The organism is Bradyrhizobium sp. CIR18 (assembly GCF_014198295.1).
Taxonomy (GTDB): domain Bacteria; phylum Pseudomonadota; class Alphaproteobacteria; order Rhizobiales; family Xanthobacteraceae; genus Bradyrhizobium.
Window position 1 is genome coordinate 450,485 of sequence record NZ_JACIHF010000004.1, and the last position, 16,815, is coordinate 467,299.

16 protein-coding genes and 1 riboswitch are annotated in these 16,815 nt (G+C 67.1%); of the genes, 6 read left to right on the forward strand and 10 right to left on the reverse strand.

The window, feature by feature from the left end; genetic code table 11:
- Nucleotides 1-747 (forward strand): cobalt-precorrin-6A reductase, encoded by a 747-nt coding sequence (locus tag GGD65_RS17880; protein ID WP_183236085.1) that lies wholly within the window; start codon nucleotides 1-3, stop codon nucleotides 745-747.
- Here the strand turns inward: GGD65_RS17880 and cobJ are convergent.
- The 7 genes from cobJ to GGD65_RS17915 are packed head-to-tail and all read right to left on the reverse strand — an operon-like array spanning nucleotide 723 to nucleotide 8,630.
- On the reverse strand, nucleotides 723-1,457 hold the full coding sequence (gene cobJ, locus GGD65_RS17885; RefSeq protein WP_183236086.1) for a precorrin-3B C(17)-methyltransferase: 735 nt from the start codon (nucleotides 1,455-1,457) through the stop codon (nucleotides 723-725). The two genes, GGD65_RS17880 and cobJ, sit on opposite strands and share 25 nt — an antisense overlap.
- A complete protein-coding gene (locus GGD65_RS17890; RefSeq protein WP_183236087.1) occupies nucleotides 1,454-2,185 on the reverse strand; it encodes a precorrin-2 C(20)-methyltransferase in 732 nt (243 codons plus the stop codon). Before GGD65_RS17890 ends, cobJ begins: the two co-directional genes overlap by 4 nt.
- Nucleotides 2,186-2,187: 2 nt before the next feature.
- Nucleotides 2,188-2,817: a precorrin-8X methylmutase gene (locus GGD65_RS17895; RefSeq protein ID WP_183236088.1), complete on the reverse strand. Its 630-nt coding sequence runs from the start codon at nucleotides 2,815-2,817 to the stop codon at nucleotides 2,188-2,190.
- Entirely contained in the window at nucleotides 2,817-3,980 is a 1,164-nt protein-coding gene (gene cobG / locus GGD65_RS17900; RefSeq protein ID WP_183236089.1) for a precorrin-3B synthase, read from the reverse strand. Before cobG ends, GGD65_RS17895 begins: the two co-directional genes overlap by 1 nt.
- Nucleotides 3,977-7,225: a cobaltochelatase subunit CobN gene (gene cobN / locus GGD65_RS17905; RefSeq protein WP_183236090.1), complete on the reverse strand. Its 3,249-nt coding sequence runs from the start codon at nucleotides 7,223-7,225 to the stop codon at nucleotides 3,977-3,979. Before cobN ends, cobG begins: the two co-directional genes overlap by 4 nt.
- The gene (cobW, locus tag GGD65_RS17910; RefSeq protein WP_183236091.1) at nucleotides 7,225-8,259 is read right to left on the reverse strand and encodes a cobalamin biosynthesis protein CobW; all 1,035 of its coding nucleotides are present in this window, start codon (nucleotides 8,257-8,259) and stop codon (nucleotides 7,225-7,227) included. The genes cobN and cobW overlap by 1 nt, the downstream gene beginning before the upstream one ends.
- Nucleotides 8,256-8,630, reverse strand: coding sequence for a DUF1636 domain-containing protein (locus GGD65_RS17915; protein WP_018315957.1), 375 nt, complete (start codon nucleotides 8,628-8,630; stop codon nucleotides 8,256-8,258). The genes cobW and GGD65_RS17915 overlap by 4 nt, the downstream gene beginning before the upstream one ends.
- Nucleotides 8,631-8,724: 94 nt before the next feature.
- Nucleotides 8,725-8,946, reverse strand: a riboswitch (cobalamin riboswitch).
- A gap of 41 nt (nucleotides 8,947-8,987) precedes the next feature.
- Between GGD65_RS17915 and cobO the strand changes: the two genes are divergently transcribed.
- Both cobO and GGD65_RS17925 read left to right on the forward strand, forming a co-directional pair.
- Nucleotides 8,988-9,623, forward strand: coding sequence for a cob(I)yrinic acid a,c-diamide adenosyltransferase (gene cobO, locus GGD65_RS17920; RefSeq protein WP_183236092.1), 636 nt, complete (start codon nucleotides 8,988-8,990; stop codon nucleotides 9,621-9,623).
- Nucleotides 9,624-9,628: 5 nt separating this feature from the next.
- The gene (locus tag GGD65_RS17925) at nucleotides 9,629-11,077 is read left to right on the forward strand and encodes a cobyric acid synthase (RefSeq protein WP_183236093.1); all 1,449 of its coding nucleotides are present in this window, start codon (nucleotides 9,629-9,631) and stop codon (nucleotides 11,075-11,077) included.
- Here the strand turns inward: GGD65_RS17925 and cobD are convergent.
- Both cobD and cbiB read right to left on the reverse strand, forming a co-directional pair.
- Entirely contained in the window at nucleotides 11,066-12,031 is a 966-nt protein-coding gene (gene cobD / locus GGD65_RS17930; protein WP_183236094.1) for a threonine-phosphate decarboxylase CobD, read from the reverse strand. The two genes, GGD65_RS17925 and cobD, sit on opposite strands and share 12 nt — an antisense overlap.
- A gap of 11 nt (nucleotides 12,032-12,042) precedes the next feature.
- On the reverse strand, nucleotides 12,043-12,984 hold the full coding sequence (gene cbiB / locus GGD65_RS17935) for an adenosylcobinamide-phosphate synthase CbiB (protein WP_183236095.1): 942 nt from the start codon (nucleotides 12,982-12,984) through the stop codon (nucleotides 12,043-12,045).
- Between the two features lie 122 nt (nucleotides 12,985-13,106).
- Between cbiB and cobU the strand changes: the two genes are divergently transcribed.
- From cobU to bluB, 3 genes are read left to right on the forward strand one after another with little or no spacing between them, the layout of a single operon-like run.
- Nucleotides 13,107-13,610, forward strand: coding sequence for a bifunctional adenosylcobinamide kinase/adenosylcobinamide-phosphate guanylyltransferase (gene cobU, locus GGD65_RS17940; RefSeq protein ID WP_018315952.1), 504 nt, complete (start codon nucleotides 13,107-13,109; stop codon nucleotides 13,608-13,610).
- Complete coding sequence (cobS, locus tag GGD65_RS17945) at nucleotides 13,607-14,389, forward strand: adenosylcobinamide-GDP ribazoletransferase (protein WP_183236096.1); 783 nt, start codon at nucleotides 13,607-13,609, stop codon at nucleotides 14,387-14,389. Before cobU ends, cobS begins: the two co-directional genes overlap by 4 nt.
- A 4-nt stretch (nucleotides 14,390-14,393) precedes the next feature.
- The gene (gene bluB, locus GGD65_RS17950) at nucleotides 14,394-15,026 is read left to right on the forward strand and encodes a 5,6-dimethylbenzimidazole synthase (protein ID WP_092256221.1); all 633 of its coding nucleotides are present in this window, start codon (nucleotides 14,394-14,396) and stop codon (nucleotides 15,024-15,026) included.
- A gap of 100 nt (nucleotides 15,027-15,126) precedes the next feature.
- On the opposite strand, the gene GGD65_RS17955 is transcribed toward bluB, so the two are convergent.
- On the reverse strand, nucleotides 15,127-16,815 hold the full coding sequence (locus GGD65_RS17955) for a ShlB/FhaC/HecB family hemolysin secretion/activation protein (RefSeq protein ID WP_183236097.1): 1,689 nt from the start codon (nucleotides 16,813-16,815) through the stop codon (nucleotides 15,127-15,129).

The window sequence follows — 16,815 nt, forward strand, 5'->3', positions numbered from 1 at the left end:
ATGAGGCGCGCCCTCATTCTGGGCGGAACTGCCGATGCGAGCTTGCTCGCCGCGGCGATCGCGCGCGCAGGCATCGAGGCCGTCTACTCCTATGGCGGTCGCACCCGCGCGCCTGCCGATCAGCCGCTGCCGACCCGCATCGGCGGCTTCGGCGGCGTTAGCGGACTGGCCGATTACATCCGCCGCGAAGGCATCACGCACGTGATCGACGCGACGCATCCTTTCGCAGCCGAAATGAGCCGCAGTGCGGTCGAAGCGTGCGCGGAAACCGCCACACCGCTGATTGCGCTGGAGCGCCCGCGTTGGACGAAAGCGCCCGGCGACAACTGGATCGAAGTCACGGACGTCAGCGCCGCGGTCGCCGCGCTGCCCGAGGCGCCCGCAAAAGTGTTCCTCGCCATCGGACGCCAGCATATCGCGCCGTTTGCGAACAAGCCGCAGCATACCTATACGCTGCGGTTCGTCGATCCGCCGGAGGCTCCCCCGCCCTTCGTCGCCGACGTGATCGTGTCGCGCGGGCCGTTCACATTCGACAGTGAGCTTGATCTGTTGCGTAGGCGCGGCATCGGCTGGATCGTCGCCCGCAATTCCGGCGGCGACGGCGCGCGCGCCAAGATCGACGCGGCCCGCATGCTCGGCCTGCCCGTGATGATGATATCGCGGCCGGAGCTGCCCGAGCGGTTGCGGGTCGAGAGCGTGGCCGAGATCATGCAGTGGCTCGGTCATTCTACCCGCCTCGGCGCATAGACCCAGCGGCCGACCCGGCGCGTCTGCGAATTTCCCACGATCACCAGCGTCCGCATGTCGGCCATCTCGGGCCGAGCTTCGTTCAGCGTGACAGTTTCGATGCTCTCATCAGAAGCGCTGACCGCGCGCGCAAAGATCACGAGGCGCTCGCCGCAGCCGGCCTCTTTCAACACCGCAAGCGCGCGGCCGAATCCTTCCGGCCGGCTTGCCGAGCGCGGATTATACATCGCAATCGAAAAATCGGCTTCGGCGGCGAGCCGCAGGCGCTTCTCGATGACTGCCCATGGCTTGAGATTGTCGGAGAGATTGATCGCGCAGAAATCATGGCCGAGCGGCGCGCCGGCGCGTGCGGCCGCCGCCAGCATTGCCGTGATGCCAGGCAGCACGCGAATCGAAAGATCCCGCCATTGCGGCGCCTGTTCGAGCGCCTCGAACACGGCCGAGGCCATCGCGAAGACGCCGGGATCGCCGGAGGAGACGACGACGACCTGCCCGCCTTTGGCGGCAAGCCGCAGCGCTTCGCTCGCACGCTGCAGCTCCTCGCGGTTATCCGAGGGATGCAGCTTAAGCCCAGCACGCGGCGGCAAGCGCGCGACATAGGGCGCGTAACCCAGAATGTCGGTTGCGGCCGCCAGCGCAGCCGTGACCTCGGGCGTCACCAGCGCATCGCTGCCCGGCCCGAGGCCCGCGATGGTCAACGTGCCCGTCATTCGGCGGCGTCCAGGTGCCGGCCCTTGCCGTGCACGAGCACGATCGCGAAATAGGGACAGTCGGCGCCATCGACCTCGGCGAGCCGCACCACGCGCTCGCCCGCCATGGTGCCGCGCTCCACCAGCCAGGCATCGTCTAGCCGGCCGGCAGAGCTGAGCGCGCGGCGCACCTTTGCGAGATTGCGGCCGGTCTTCATGACGACGAGCGCATCGGAATCGCGCATACGCCGCTCGAGCTCGTCTTCAGCCAGCGTCCCCATCAGCACCGTCGTCACGTCATCGCCGAGCGCGATCGGCTGTCCGACGCCATTCCAGCAGCCGACCATGCCGGGAATGCCCGCGATCACCTCGATCTCGACGCGGCCCTGCAGGCGCGTGTGCAGATGCATGAAGGAGCCGTAGAAGTAGGGGTCGCCCTCGCAAAGCACGACGACATCGACGGCGCGCGCCAGCCGCGCCAGACGCTCGGCCCATTCGTCATAGAAGCCGGCCAGCAACTGAACATATTCGGGACTGTCGAATGCGATCTCCGTGGTGACAGGATACTCCATCGGATATTCGGTGACATCAGCAGCCAGGATGCCTTCGACGATGCGCCGCGCCTGGCCCGGCCGGCCCTTCTTGCGGAAATAGGCGACGTGCTGCGCGGCGCGCACGGTGCGATCGGCGCGCACGCTCATCAGATCAGGATCGCCGGGGCCGAGACCGCAGCAGATGATGCGTCCCATCGCTATTCGCTCCGGCTCGCCAGCGCATTGACGGCGGCGACGGTGATCGCGGAGCCGCCGAGGCGGCCCTGGACCGTCAGCGCCGGCACGGGCGGATTGGCCATCAGCGCGGCCTTGGACTCGGCCGCGCCGACGAAGCCGACGGGACAGCCGATGATCGCCGCGGGCCGTGGGCAGTCACGGTCCTCCAGCATGTTGAGCAGATGAAACAGCGCGGTCGGCGCATTGCCGATCGCAACCACCGCACCATCGAGATGCGGGCGCCACAGCTCTAGCGCCGCGGCCGAGCGGGTGTTGCGCATGGATTGTGCGAGTGCAGGCACGGTCTCGTCGCCAAGCGTGCAGATGACGGCGTTGGCTGCGGGCAACCTTGCGCGCGTAATCCCTTCCGAGACCATCCGCGCGTCGCAGAGGATCGGCGCGCCCTTCTGCAAGGCGGCGCGCGCAGCGATCGCCATGCCCGGGGTGAAGCGGATATGCGCCTCAAGACCCACCATGCCGGCGGCATGGATCATCCGCACCACGATTTGCTCCTCGTCGGGCGAAAAGCGCGCGAGATCGGCTTCGGCGCGGATGGTCGCAAAGGACTGCCGGTAGATCGCAGCGCCATCGGTCTCGTAAGTGTGCGGCATCAATGCCCTCCCACCAGGATGGAGGGATCGCTGACGATGTCGGCGCCGTTCAGGCCGCGCAGCACCGGCTCGTCGCGGATCGAGCCGTCACGGACGAGATCGAATCCGGCACGGGTCGCCACCAGCGTGACCGCGGCCGTGCCGGAATGGGCACAGCCCTTGCCGCAGCCGGAGACGTGGAGCCGCGTATCGGCGGCGATGCGCGGGGCGAGCGCTGCTGCGAGCGCACGCGTATCGGCATGGGCTTCGCGGCAGCGCGGTGCGCCACTGCAGGCAATGACGCGCAGCGCGGGATCAAACGGCTCGGTGATCAGGCCCGGCGCGCTCGGCATCTCGCGCTTGCCCTCGCTCAGCACCATCCGCCAGGGCGTCATGCGCAGCGCATGACCGCACCCGGCGAACTGATGCAGCGTCGTGTGCAGCATCTGCCCGAACGCGACGCCCACCATCGCGCCTTGCGGATAGTGCCCGGGACGCGAGGCGGCCATCACGGGCGCGGGCTCGGTCTCGCCGCGCAGCGATTGAGGCAATGCCGCGCCGGAGGCGATGTAGGCCGCCATGCGCCCTCGCCCGCCCGTCGCGCCGCCGGAGACCAGGAACCAGCTTGCGAGCGCGAGCGCCGTGCTCACGGCCTCTCCGCGTGCGACGGAGCGGCCGAGCTTTGCGCCGTTGGCCCGCACCAGGAGACCGCCTGTGCGATCGCGCTCGATGCGTATGTCAGCGGAATCGCCGGCGAGCACGCGCGAGGTCCCGTCATCGATCGCGAAACCGAACTTGGATGGAAGCGCGAGCGCGTTATCCTCGAGCGCTTCTTCGAGCTCGGCTGCTAGCGATTGAGTCGCGTCGCCAGCGCGCCAGAACGGCGTGACGAGGATGTTGCGACGGGCTTCCGTCGCCGGATCGGGATCGAGCAGCGCCAGTCGCGCAAGGCCGTCGATCAACGGCCGATGGCCTTCTTCGCTAACTCCCCTGATCTGCAGATTGGCACGGCTCGTCACGTCGATCAGACCATTGCCGTGTTGCCCGGCGAGCTCGGCAAGTCCTGTGATTTGTGGTGCTTCGAGCCGCCCACCGAACGGACGCACGCGCACCACGAGCCCGTCGCCCGAGAGCATCGGGCGCAGCGCGCCGGGACACCAGCCCTTGACCGTGGCCGCGCTCATGAGGCCTCCCGCAGCGCCGCCGCGATCGAATTGCGGCGCGTTTGCCAAAGCGCCGCATCGTGCAGGCGCGCGAAACAGGTTTCCATCGCGGCGAGTGCGGATGGATTTTCACGCGCCATGAAGGCGCGGACGTCGTCATTGCCGAGCGTCGCATCGTAGTAGAGATCGAACAGATGCGGCGGCACGGCGCCGGCGAGATGAGCGAAAGCGGCCATGTGCTCTAGCGTCGCGGCGATCTCGGCGGCGCCGCGAAAACCATGACGCATCATGCCGGCGATCCACGCCGGGTTGGCGGCGCGCGCTCGGACGACGCGCGAGATCTCCTCGGTCAGCGTGCGCGCGTGGGGCTGCTCGGGACGAGTCGTGTCGAGGTGATAGAGCGAGGGTCCTGCCGCGCCGAGATGCGCTGCAGCCGCCGCAACGCCGGCTTCATGCGCGGCATAATCGGCCGCGAGCAGCAGATCAGTTTCCGGCAAGTCCTGGACATGGACGAAGCCATCAGCCGAAGCAAGGCGCTGCTCGATGCCGGCGCGATTCAGCTGCATCTCGCCGTCGGCCGAGAACGCCCAGGACGATGCCGACAACCAGGCTTCGCCCGCGGCTTCGCGTGTCTCGGGCGTGAAGGCATCGGGGATCGCCGATAGACCGACGCCGTATTGTCCGGGACGCGGCGCGAACACGCGGGAGGCGCGGTGGCGGTACGGATTCTCGTCGCCCTCGTCCTCGCGCGTCGCAAGCGCTTCGGAGGCGGCCTCGAACAATTGCGCAAGGCCTGAGAAGACGTCGCGGAACAGGCCCGACACCCGCAGCGTGACGTCGATGCGGGGACGGCCGAGTTCGGCCGGCGCGACGATGTCGTATCCGATGACGCGGCCGGAGGCGTGATCCCAGCGCGGCGCAAGGCCAGCCAGATGCAGCGCCATCGCAAATTCCTCGCCCGCGGTGCGCATCGTTGCCGAGCCCCAGAGATCGACCACGAAGCCCTTCGGCCAGTCGCCATGATCCTGCAGATGGCGGCGCAGCAGCTCTTCGGCAAGCTTGATGCCCTGCGCATGCGCCGACGGCGTCGGCACCGCGCGCGGATCGACGGCAAAGAGATTGCGTCCAGTCGGCAACACGTCCTGACGGCCGCGATAGGGCGAGCCCGACGGTCCCGGCGCAACGCGCTTGCCGGCAAGTGCCGAACGCAACGCGTCGCGCTCCGCATCGCCGCAGGCGCCGCGGCCGAACACATGCAGGCCGTCGCCGAACTGGCTTTCCTTGAGATCGCAGACGAAGCGATCGATCCGCGGAATGGCTTCGGCGGGCGCGGCCGAGGCATCCAAACCGAGATCGTCCTCGAGGCCCGCCGCGCGCGCCTCGTCGCGGATCGCAGCGATCAATCGCTGGCGGCGCGCGGGATCGAGACCATCGGCGGTCGAATATTCGTCGAGGAGCTGTTCGAGCCGGCGCAAGCCTTCCGGCACGGCGGATGCGGTGAGCGGCGGCGGCAGATGGCCGATGGTGACGGCCCCCAAGCGCCGTTTCGCCTGCGCGGCCTCGCCGGGATCGTTGACGATGAAGGGATAGATCACGGGAAGATCGCCGATCAGGGCTTCCGGCCAGCACGCGGACGACAGCGCCACGGATTTCCCGGGTAGCCATTCCAGCGTGCCATGTGCGCCCATGTGCACGACGGCGTCACAGCCCTGCTGCCGAAGCCAGAGATAGAACGCGACATAGGCGTGGCGCGGCGTGCGGGCGAGATCGTGATAATCGGTATCGCGCGTGGTCGCATCGCCGCGTTCCGGCTGGACCGCGATGACCGACTTGCCGCATTGGATCGCGGCGAAATGAAACGCGCCGTCGCGGCAGCTCGGATCACTCTCCGGCGCGCCCCAGGCTTGCGCAAGATCATCCTGCAAAACTTGCGGCAGGCGCGAAAGCGCCGCGCGATAATCGGCGATGCCCCAGGTGAGCTGCTGCCTCAGCAGCGCCTCGCCGAGCGCATGGACCGGCACAACATCGAAGCCGGCCTCAGCGAGATCGGACACCAACGCCTCGACCGAGGCCAGCGCATCGAGCCCGACCGCATGCGCGATCTGGTGCGGCCGGCCCGGATAGTTCGAGAGCACGAGCGCCAGGTGCTTCTCACCGGCCGGCGTCTCCGCCAGTCGCCGCCACGCCGCGACGCGCGCTGCGACGGCCGTCACGCGCTCCTCATCGGCGCGATGCGCCAGGTGCGCGAATTGCAGATCGGGATCGCGCATCCCTGCCGACTTGAAGCTCACCACGCCCGCGAACAGACGGCCATCGACCTCGGGCAGCACCACATGCATCGCGAGATCGCCGGGCGACAGGCCGCGCAGCGAGTCCGCCCAATCCTCGCGCCGCGCAGTGGAGAGCGCGACCTGGAACACCGGGCACGCTGCGGCATCGAACGGCGTCGTGCCGTCGTCGCCAGCCGCGGAGAACGCCGTCGCGTTGACGATCGCCGCCGAAGGATTTTGTGCAAGATGCGCCCGCAACCAATCCGCGACGCCCGCGGCCTTCAGCGAGGTCACGAACACGCCGCAGGCTTCAAAGCCGCGCCCGCGCAGCTCTGCGATCAGGGCATCGACCGGGCCCGTATCCGCGGCGGTGAGATATGAGCGATAGAACGTTACCAGCACACGCGGCTTGCCCTCGCCGTGCGCCGGTGCCGCAATGACGCCGCGGGCGGGATCGTAGAACCCCATCTCGGGCACGGCGGTGTCGCCGATAACAGGCCCGGCATAGAGTCCCGAAGCCAGTGCGAGCTGTGCGATCGCGGCTTGCGCGGCGACCGGTCCGCCGGTGTCGCAGAGCACCTTGAGCCGGCGCAGCGTCGAGACAGGCACGGTCGAGTATCCATCCAGCCGCGGATCGTCGCGGCCGTCGGCCGGCAGCACGGCCAGCACAATGCCACGGTCCTTGGCGAGCTGCCGGAGCACAGCCAGACCATACGGCCAGTAGGACTCACCACCAATCAGACGAACCAGAATGCCACGCGCCTGAGACAGCGTGCGCTCGATATAGGTGTCCACTGACAGCGGATGGCGCAGCTCCGCGAGATTGGCGAGCCGCAGCGACGGCAGGCTACTCCGACCACGCCGCCAGCCGGCTGCGAACGCCGCAAGATCGGAATCCGAATACGAGAGCACCACGAGATCGGCCGGGTCCTGGCCGATGTCTCTAGGCGTCGCGGTCTCCTCCAGACCACGGCTCTCGCGGAAGACGACGTGCATCAGATACCAAGTCCTGCCTTGATGGCGGCCTCGTCGATATCGCCGTGCTCGCCGATCACGACGAGCTTCGACCGCCTGTGACCTGCGCCCCAGGGCTTGTCGAACTGGTGGCGCACGCGCTCGCCGACCGCCTGCAGCAGCAGCCGCATCGGCTTGCCCGCGACCGCGATGTAGCCCTTAGCGCGCAGCACGTTCTGCTCGCGCGCCAGCTTCTGGACGGATGCGACCAGCGCATCGACGTCGGCGACTTCAGGGAGGTCGACCACGACCGAGGCGAAATCATCGTGCTCGTGCTCTTCCTCGCCGTCATGATGCGAGGGACGCGCGGCGAGATCGTTCTCGGCGGCAGCGCCAAGACCGAGGATGACGCGCGCATCGATCGCACCGTCGGTCACGGGGAGCATCGGCACGCGGCGCGGCATCTCGGCGGTGATGGCAGCCTTGGCCGCTTCAAGTCCCGCCGCCCCCGCGAGGTCGGCCTTGGTCAGCAGCACGATGTCGGCGCAGGCGATCTGATCCTCGAACACTTCCGACAGCGGCGTCTCGTGATCCAGGCTCTCGTCCGCCGCGCGCTGCGCTTCGACGGCGTCAGGATCCGGCGCAAAGCGGCCAGCGGCGACAGCCTCGGCATCCGCGAGCGCGACCACGCCGTCGACGGTGATGCGCGAACGGATCTCCGGCCAGTCGAATGCCTTCAGCAGCGGCTTGGGCAGCGCCAGGCCCGAGGTCTCGATCAGGATGTGATCGGGCCGCACGGGCCGCGCCAGTAGTTTTTCCATGGTCGGAATGAAATCGTCAGCAACGGTGCAGCAGATGCAGCCATTGGCGAGCTCGACGATGTTCTCCTCCGGGCAATTGGCGTCGGCGCAGGATTTCAAGATCTCGCCGTCGACGCCCTCACTACCGAACTCGTTGACGAGCACCGCGAGCTTCTTGCCGCCGGCATTGCTGAGCAGATGCTGGATCAGCGTCGTCTTGCCCGAGCCGAGAAAACCCGTGACCACCGTAACCGGGACTTTTGCGAGCGAGTTCATTCGGCGGCCTCCGGCACGACGGCAATGGGGGGAATGCGGGCAAGCGACTGCTTGCGGAATATTTCCGGCCGGCTGCGCCAGGGCACAAGGCCGTCAGGCGCGGCCGCATAGGCCGCGGCGCCCGCGACCACGTCCTGCGCATTCGCATCGGACAGGCGGCCATAGACGTAGGACCAGCGGCCGGGCGCGCTCAGCGCCACCGAGCAGCCCTGGTTGCATGCCGACAGGCATTCGACGGGAACCACATTGACACCCTCGGGCACGCCCGCGTCGAGGATCGCCCCATGCAGGCGCTTGCCGGGCGTCGCCTCGCCCTCGCCAGGCGTCTCGCCGGCACGGCAGGTGATGCAGACGTGAAGTGTGACGGTCATCGCCTCTTCCAGATAACAGCGGGAGGCGATGAGGCACACGGACCGCTCTTTTGGAGGCCCGTTTTCCCCGTCGCGGAACACCCCGTCCGCCGGTCCAAAACTCGTCCGCGCTGGCAGGTCTCCCGGCTTGCGGAGCAGGGTTTTCCCCTTCGATCCCCGCCTTCCCGATTCCCTGAGGGAATCAGTGGCTTCGGACATCTCTCCGGTCACGGTCGCGGGGGCGGCTGCATTTTGGACCCAAATCTTGCCGATTCGGACCCTATCGCATTCCCTCTTCGCCTGTCATAGGACAGGAACCAACGCCGGGCCACCATTTGCCGGTGGCCGCCACTTGTCAAGCCGAAGGACCGGGACCCGATGACGCCTGAACCGGATACAAAAACGGCCGAAGAAACCGACGCCCGCCACGCCACGAAAATGGCGAAGAAGAAGGCCGCCCGCGACAAGATCATGGCGACCAAGAGCGGCGAAAAGGGCCTCATCATCGTCCACACCGGGGCCGGCAAGGGCAAGTCCTCGTCGGCCTTCGGCATGATCGTCCGCTGCGTCGCGCATGGCTTTCCCTGCGCAGTCGTGCAATTCATCAAGGGCGCCTGGGATACCGGCGAGCGGCGCCTGCTCACTGGCCATTTCGGCGACCTCTGCCAGTTCCACGCCATGGGCGAAGGTTTTACGTGGGAGACGCAGGACCGCGCCCGCGACATCGCCGCCGCGCGCGCCGGCTGGGAGAAGGCCAAGGAGCTGATCCTCGATGAGAGCCTGCGCATGGTCGTGCTCGACGAGATCAACATCGCGCTGCGCTACGACTATCTCGACATCGCCGAGATCGTCGAGTTTCTGACCACCTCGAAGCCGCCGATGACGCATGTCGTCCTCACCGGCCGCAACGCCAAGGACGAGTTGATCGAGATCGCCGATCTCGTCACCGAGATGACGCTGGTGAAACATCCCTTCCGCTCCGGCATCAAGGCACAGGCCGGCGTCGAGTTCTGAGTTCGATGGCACGCGCGCTGATGATCCAGGGGGCCGGCTCGGACGTGGGCAAATCGCTCATCGTCGCCGGTCTCGCGCGTGCCTTCACCCGGCGCGGCCTGCGCGTGCTCCCGTTCAAGCCGCAGAACATGTCGAACAATGCCGCCGTCACCGTTGATGGCGGCGAGATCGGCCGCGCCCAGGCGCTGCAGGCGCTGGCCGCTCGCGTCGAACCGCACACCGACATGAACCCCGTGCTGCTCAAGCCCGAGACCGACATCGGCGCGCAGGTGATCGTCCACGGAAAGCGCATCGCGACCGCGCGTGCCCGCGACTATGCCGCGATGAAGCCCTCACTGATGGGCGCGGTGCTGGAGAGCTTTGAGCGGCTGAAGGCGCGGGCCGATCTGGTGCTGGTGGAAGGCGCCGGTAGCCCGGCCGAAGTGAACCTGCGCAAGGCCGACATCGCCAATATGGGCTTTGCGCGCAAGGCGGACGTGCCGGTCGTGCTGGTCGGCGACATCGACCGCGGCGGCGTCATCGCCCAGCTGGTCGGCATCAAGACCGTGATCGACCCCGACGATGCCGCGATGATCCAGGGTTTTGTCATCAACAAGTTCCGCGGCGATCCCTCGCTGTTCGACGATGGCTACAGGCTGATCGAACAAAGAACGGCCTGGCTCGGCTTCGGCGTGCTGCCCTGGTTCGCCCGCGCCGGCGAGCTGCCGGCCGAGGATGCGCTCGGCCTCAGCGACGCGCGCAAGCCGGGCCAGTGCAAGATCGCCTGCCTGGCGCTGTCGCGGATCGCCAATTTCGACGATCTCGATCCGCTCAAGCTCGAGCCGGGCGTCGACATCGTGATGGTGCGCCCGGGCGAGCCGATCCCGGGCGATGTCCGCCTCGTCATCATTCCCGGCTCAAAGTCGACCCGCGGCGATCTCGCCTTCCTGCGCGCGCAGGGCTGGGACATCGATTTGCTCGCGCATCACCGCAGGGGCGGCCATGTGCTCGGTCTCTGCGGCGGCTATCAGATGCTCGGACGCAGCGTCGCCGATCCTGACGGCATCGAAGGCACCGCAGGCGACACGCCGGGCCTCGGACTTCTGGACGTGGACACGGTGATGAGTCCGCAGAAGACGCTGACGCGTGTCGCGGCCGTGCATACCGACACGGACCAGCCAATCGAGGCGTACGAAATCCACATCGGCCGCACTGACGGGCCGGATCGCGCGCGCCCGTTTGCGAAGCTGAACGGCGAGCCCGAAGGCGCGATCTCGCGCGATGGCCGCGTGCAGGGCAGCTATCTGCACGGCCTGTTCACGTCGGATGATTTCCGCAAGGCGTATCTGGCCAGGCTCGACATTCCCGCAGGTGGCGAGCCCTATCAAGCCAGGGTCGAAAGCGCGCTCGATACGCTGGCCGATCACATCGAAAAGCATCTCGACGTGGAAGGACTGCTCGCGCTAGCGCGCTAGCACCTCGGCAAGCCGCGTCCATTCGGCTTCGCTACCCGGAAGCCCGAGGCGCAGCCATGTCGGCCTTTGTGCGAAGACGCGCGACCAGATATGGCTTCGTGCCAATCTCTCTTGCGCGGCGAGCGCGCCGGGCGTCTCGTAGAGACGGAACAGCGGCGTCCCCCCAAGCAGCATCCAGCCTTGCGCGTGCGCTATGGCATCGAGGCGAACACAGTCCCGGGCAAGTCGCGCTGACGTGGCCTCGGCCCAGGCGTCGTCACGCAACGCGCGACAGCCGATCGCGATCGCCGCTCCCGAAACCGGCCATGGACCCGACATCGACGAAAGCTTGCCTATGTCGGCGGCATTGCCGATCGCGAAGCCGAGCCGCAGGCCGGCAAGACCAAAGAACTTTCCGAACGAGCGCAGGATCAGCAGTCCCCGCCGACCGGCTTCCGATGCAAGCGACAGCAGCGGAACGGCGTCGACAAAGCTCTCGTCGATGACGAGGCGGCCGACGCGCGGCAGCAGTGCGAGCAGATCCTTCGGTGCATGATGCTGACCGCCGGGGTTGTTGGGATTGACGACGATGGCGAGATCCGCGCCTGCCAGCGCGTCGAGCTCGCTGGCCTCCTGGACATCCCAGCCTGCAGCCGACAGAACCCCTGCGTACTCGTTATAGGTCGGCGCGAGGATGCGCGCGCGGCCGGTCGGCACCAGTTGCGGCAGCAATTGAATGGCAGCCTGCGCGCCGCCCATCGCAACGATCGGCGCGCTGGTGCGATAGGCCTGCTGCGCCGCCTGATGCAGGGCGTTGAGGTCGGATCGCGAAGGCAGTGCGTTCCAATAGCGCGGATCGATCTCGGCCACGGGATAAGGCAGCCGGTTGATCCCTGTCGAGAGGTCAATCCAGTCTTCCGCGCGCCCGCCAAAATGCTGCTGTGCCAGATCCAGATTTCCACCGTGCTCGCGCATGCCCCGTTCTTTCACGCGAAGGCCAGGATCGCAAGGGTGCCAGCGAGCAGCACCATGGCGCGGCGGTAGACCGTCAGTGCCTCGGCGATATCAGCGGCGCGCGGATCGCGTGCGCCTTCGTTGAGCCAGGGCTCGTCGGTCGCGCTGCCGTAATAGATGCGCGGGCCGCTGAGCCGGACGCCGAGCGCGCCGGCCATGGCCGCTTCCGGCCAGCCGGCATTGGGCGAGCGGTGACGGCGTGCATCGCGCGTCATGCATGACAGCGCCTCCGATCGCCGAGGAGCCAGCAGCACGAACAGACATCCGGTCAGCCGCGCCGGAATGAAATTGGCGACATCGTCGATGCGCGCCGCCGCCCAGCCGAAGGCTTCATGCCGTTCACTGCGATGGCCGATCATGGAGTCCAGTGTGTTGATCGCCTTGTAGCCGATGATGCCCGGCAGCCCGAGCAGCGCGCCCCAAAACACCGGTGCCACGATGCCGTCGGAGGCATTCTCCGCAAGGCTCTCGATCGCCGCGCGCGCGATCCCGGCTTCATCGAGCGCTGCGGGATCACGGCCGACGATGCGCGAGACTGCCTCGCGCGCGGCGGTGATGTCACCGGCCATCAGAGGATTCGCGACGGCGGCGACGTGGTCATGTAGCGAGCGCGAAGCGACCAAGGGCCAGGCCAGGATGCCGATCAGCACGATCTGGATCCAACCCGAGGAAAGCAAGGCCTGAAGCGCGCAGCCGAGTGCGACGGAGAGCGCAATCACCAGAAGCGCGCCAGTAAGGCCCGCGACGCGGCGGAGCGCCGGCGGATCGGACGAGCGGTTCCAGGTGATATCGATGGCACCGATCAGCCGACCCAGCCAGGTCACGGGATGACCGATCCGCGCGAACAGCCACGACGGCCAGCCCAGGAGGGCATCCACCGCCATCGCCACCACCATCGCGCCCGCAAAGCCCACACACGCCTCCTGTCCCCGCCCCTGTTGCGCAAAGCCAAGGCAGAGCGCAAGCCCCCGCCCGGCTGATTTCGGCTTTGTCTTTGGCCGCGTTTGGTGATTAGTCAGGCCCACAGGAGACCTTCATGGCCGTCATCTTGATCACGGGCGGAGCGCGATCGGGCAAGAGCAAGCGTGCAGAAACGTGCACGCGCGCTTTTCCCGGGCAGCCCGTCTATGTCGCGACGGCGGAGGCACTCGATACCGAAATGGAGGCGCGCATCGCAAAGCATCGCGCGCGCCGCGGAACCGACTGGATCGAGCGCGAAGTGCCGCTCGATCTCGTGCCCGCGCTGATCGCAAGCGATGGCGGCGGCGCACGGCTGGTGGACTGCCTGACACTGTGGCTTTCCAACCTGATGCATGCGGAACGCGACTGGGAGCGTGAAGTGACCGAACTCGCGGCCGCCCTGCCCCGCCTGAAAAGCCCGGTCGTCCTCGTCACCAACGAGGTCGGTCTCGGCATCGTCCCCGACAACGCGCTGGCGCGCAGCTATCGCGACGCCGCCGGCATCATGAACCAGATCATCGCCGAAGCCGCCGACGAGGTCGAGTTCGTCGTCGCCGGTTTGCCCATGAAATTGAAATGATGCCGCGCGCCGAGCTCTTCAAGGACGTCGTCGCCGATCTCAGGATGGCAGCGTCGTTCGTCACGATCCTTCCCGTCGCATCGTCGAAGCCTGCAGGCGACGGCGCCGTCGCGCGCGCGACCTGGGCACTACCCGTCGCGGGACTGGCGGTCGGCCTTGCCGGCGCTTTCGTCTACAAGGTCGCCATCCGCTTCGGACTGACACCGAACATTGCTGCCCTGCTTGCACTCGCGACGACCGCCCTCATCACGGGCGCGCTGCACGAAGACGGTCTCGCCGATACCGCCGATGGGCTCGGCGGCGGCCGCACGCGCGAGCGCAAGCTCGAGATCATGCGTGACAGCCGGATCGGGACCTACGGCGTCTGCGCGCTGATTGTGTCGTTCGGCCTGCGCTGGAGCGCACTCGCCGCGATCGCCGATCCCTTGCTGGTGGCATGTGCACTGTTGTCAGCGCATGCCGCCGCCCGCGCCGGCGTGCCGGCCTTCATGTCATTGGTGCCGCCAGCGCGGCCTGACGGGCTGTCGGCGAGCGCGGGACCGCCGCCGGGCCGTAGCATCGCCATCGCCTTCGCTCTTGGAACGCTCGCTCTCGCTCTCGCGTTGGGGCCGGGCAAGGCGTTGGTCGGCCTGATCCTGCTGTCGCTCGCCGGCCTGTTGCTGGCGCGGCTTGCCGTGCGCCAAATCGGCGGGCAGACCGGCGACATCCTCGGTGCCTTCGAGCAGATCGGCGAGATCCTCATTCTGCTGGTCGCGGCATCCTTCCGGATGGGAGGCTGATCTCATGGTCGAGTTCGACGACACCTTCCGTCAGCACTTGCGCGAGCTGTTCGTGTGGCGTCGCGACGTCCGCCGCTTTCGAGCTGACCCGCTGCCGGCCGGCGCCATCGATCGCCTGATCGAGACCGCTTGTCTCTCGCCCTCGGTCGGCCTGAGCCAACCCTGGCGCTTCGTCACCGTCGATGATGCTGCACGACGTCGCGCCATCATCGACGATTTCACGGCGTGCAACGCCGACGCGCTGAACTGCTATTCCGGCGAACGTGCGGCCCGCTACGCCACGCTGAAATTGTCGGGCCTCGAACAGGCCCCCGGCCACCTCGCCGTGTTCGCCGACAAGGCCAGCGACATCGGCCACGGCCTAGGCCGCGCGACCATGCCGGAAACGACCGAGTATTCAGTGGTCGCCGCCATCACCGCGATGTGGCTCGCCGCACGCGCGGAGAGCATCGGCATCGGCTGGATCTCGATCCTCAATCCGGATCGTATCCACGCCGTTCTCGACGTGCCCGATACCTGGAAGTTCATCGCCTATCTCTGCATCGGCTATCCGGAAGTCGAATGCGACCAGCCCGAGCTGGAGCAGGCGAAATGGGAGCACCGGCGCGGCGCGGACGAGTTTACGTTGCGGCGTTGACCCCAAGCTCGTCATGCCCGGGCTTGTCCCGGCATCCACGTCTTCGTTTCCACGTCAAAAGAACGTGGATGGCCGGACACGCCCGGCCATGACGGAGACGCTACGACCTGCTCCTGCCAGCCATCGCCGCCACAGGCGCGGGTGGCTCCGGCTTCTGGAACATCAGCAGCGGCCGGAAGATGACGCGGCCATAGGCCTCGTAATGGTTCTGGGTCGAGACCGCCATCTTCAGCGGCGTCGCGTAATTCGCCTCGAACGTCATGAACGACGCATAAGTCCAGGAGAAGCCGACGCCGACAGAGGCCATTTCGGTGACGCCGGGGAAGGTCGAATACACCGCACCCCAGTCGGTGAAGACGTAGGTGTCGAAACCCCTCAGCCATTGCGACCAGTTGTAATGCAGTTCGGCGTTGAGATAATAGCCGCTGTCGCCGGAAGCTGCATTGGAGGGATAACCGCGTACGGTGGTGGGGCCGCCGATCGAGAAGATCTGATCGCCCGGCAGCAGCTTCTCCTGCGTGTACTGCCAGCTCGCCAGCACATTGGCGCTGAAGTTCTGGGGCCCTGCGGCGCTCGTCGCGATCAGCGAGCCGGTATAGGTGTTGAACGCGCGGTTGTTGCCGAGCACATAGTCATGCCACGCGATGTAGTTCACTGCCGGTGAGACCGTGATCGAATAGGTGTTGCCGGACTTGGTCACCGAGATTCCGGCCGTGGTCTTGTCGTAGTGGTCGTCGGTGACGGCGACCGTGGCAAAGCGGCTGACGGTCTTGCCCTCGGTCAAGGCGGCGTTGAGCAACACCAGCCAGTCCTGCGTCACCCAGACCGGCTGGCTGAAATTGACAGCGGCCTGGCTCGAGCGACCGGTGACGTCGAGCGCGACGAACGGTCCCTGGACGATCTTGATCTTGCCTTCGGTATAGCTGACGCCGGCGCGGCCGCCCCAGGGATTGACCGGGATGCTGTAGGCGACGTTGCCGTTGAGATTGCCGTCGGAACGGACGCCGTAGAAGGTCAGGCGGTCGTCGACGCCGAACAGGCCGTGGCGCTTGTAGAAGGCACCACCTTCCCAACGCCCCGTGTTCTCGGAACCCTGGTTGTCGGTGAAGAGCTGCAAGGTGTCGACCGGCGGCTCGATCACCGCGAATTGGAGGTCGGTGAGGCCGAAGCTCGTGCCGGGCTGCAGCAGCGCCTTGATCTGGACGTCGTTGGTCCGGTTGAACCAGATCACGTCGCGGTTGAGCTTTGGAACGTCGAGGACCTCGCCTTCGGGCTCCTTCACGCGATCGAGGATGTAGTCGGTGCGGGTCTGCTTGTTGCCCTCGACCGTCGTCTTCTGCAGCCGGCCTTCGGTCAGCTTGACGCGGACGACGCCGCCCTTGGCGTCCTGCTCGGGCAGGGTCGCGATGCCCGTGACGATGCCGCGCGCGGCATAGATCGCGTTGATGTCGGCAACGAGCTGCAACAGCGAGGCGATGTCGACGTCCTTGCCGACATATTTCTTCGCTATCTCATCCAGCTCCGCCGGCGTGATGAACTTGGACTCGTCGAACGTGACCTTGCGCAGGCGAAATTTCGGCCCGCCCGGCTTCAGGAGCTGGGACTTTTCCCGCTCGCCGCCGATCACCGCCGGCCCGGTGAGCTTGGGCGGCGCGCTCTGCTGCTCGAGCTGCCGCCGCTGCCGGTCGACGTCATTCTGGATCACGCCGGGATTGATCGACTGGGCGCGCGCAGACGCGATGCAGCAAGCTGCAAGCCCGATCCCCAACGATGCCCCCAGAATCCGCAT

Bases quoted from the DNA above. Each gene is read 5' to 3' on its own strand.
- GGD65_RS17880 (WP_183236085.1), top strand. From the start codon at position 1: ATGAGGCGCGCCCTCATTCTGGGCGGAACTGCCGATGCGAGCTTGCTC.
- cobJ (WP_183236086.1), bottom strand. From the start codon at position 1,457: ATGACGGGCACGTTGACCATCGCGGGCCTCGGGCCGGGCAGCGATGCG.
- GGD65_RS17890 (WP_183236087.1), bottom strand. From the start codon at position 2,185: ATGGGACGCATCATCTGCTGCGGTCTCGGCCCCGGCGATCCTGATCTG.
- GGD65_RS17895 (WP_183236088.1), bottom strand. From the start codon at position 2,817: ATGCCGCACACTTACGAGACCGATGGCGCTGCGATCTACCGGCAGTCC.
- cobG (WP_183236089.1), bottom strand. From the start codon at position 3,980: ATGAGCGCGGCCACGGTCAAGGGCTGGTGTCCCGGCGCGCTGCGCCCG.
- cobN (WP_183236090.1), bottom strand. From the start codon at position 7,225: ATGCACGTCGTCTTCCGCGAGAGCCGTGGTCTGGAGGAGACCGCGACG.
- cobW (WP_183236091.1), bottom strand. From the start codon at position 8,259: ATGAACTCGCTCGCAAAAGTCCCGGTTACGGTGGTCACGGGTTTTCTC.
- GGD65_RS17915 (WP_018315957.1), bottom strand. From the start codon at position 8,630: ATGACCGTCACACTTCACGTCTGCATCACCTGCCGTGCCGGCGAGACG.
- cobO (WP_183236092.1), top strand. From the start codon at position 8,988: ATGACGCCTGAACCGGATACAAAAACGGCCGAAGAAACCGACGCCCGC.
- GGD65_RS17925 (WP_183236093.1), top strand. From the start codon at position 9,629: ATGGCACGCGCGCTGATGATCCAGGGGGCCGGCTCGGACGTGGGCAAA.
- cobD (WP_183236094.1), bottom strand. From the start codon at position 12,031: ATGCGCGAGCACGGTGGAAATCTGGATCTGGCACAGCAGCATTTTGGC.
- cobU (WP_018315952.1), top strand. From the start codon at position 13,107: ATGGCCGTCATCTTGATCACGGGCGGAGCGCGATCGGGCAAGAGCAAG.
- cobS (WP_183236096.1), top strand. From the start codon at position 13,607: ATGATGCCGCGCGCCGAGCTCTTCAAGGACGTCGTCGCCGATCTCAGG.
- bluB (WP_092256221.1), top strand. From the start codon at position 14,394: ATGGTCGAGTTCGACGACACCTTCCGTCAGCACTTGCGCGAGCTGTTC.
- GGD65_RS17955 (WP_183236097.1), bottom strand. From the start codon at position 16,815: ATGCGGATTCTGGGGGCATCGTTGGGGATCGGGCTTGCAGCTTGCTGC.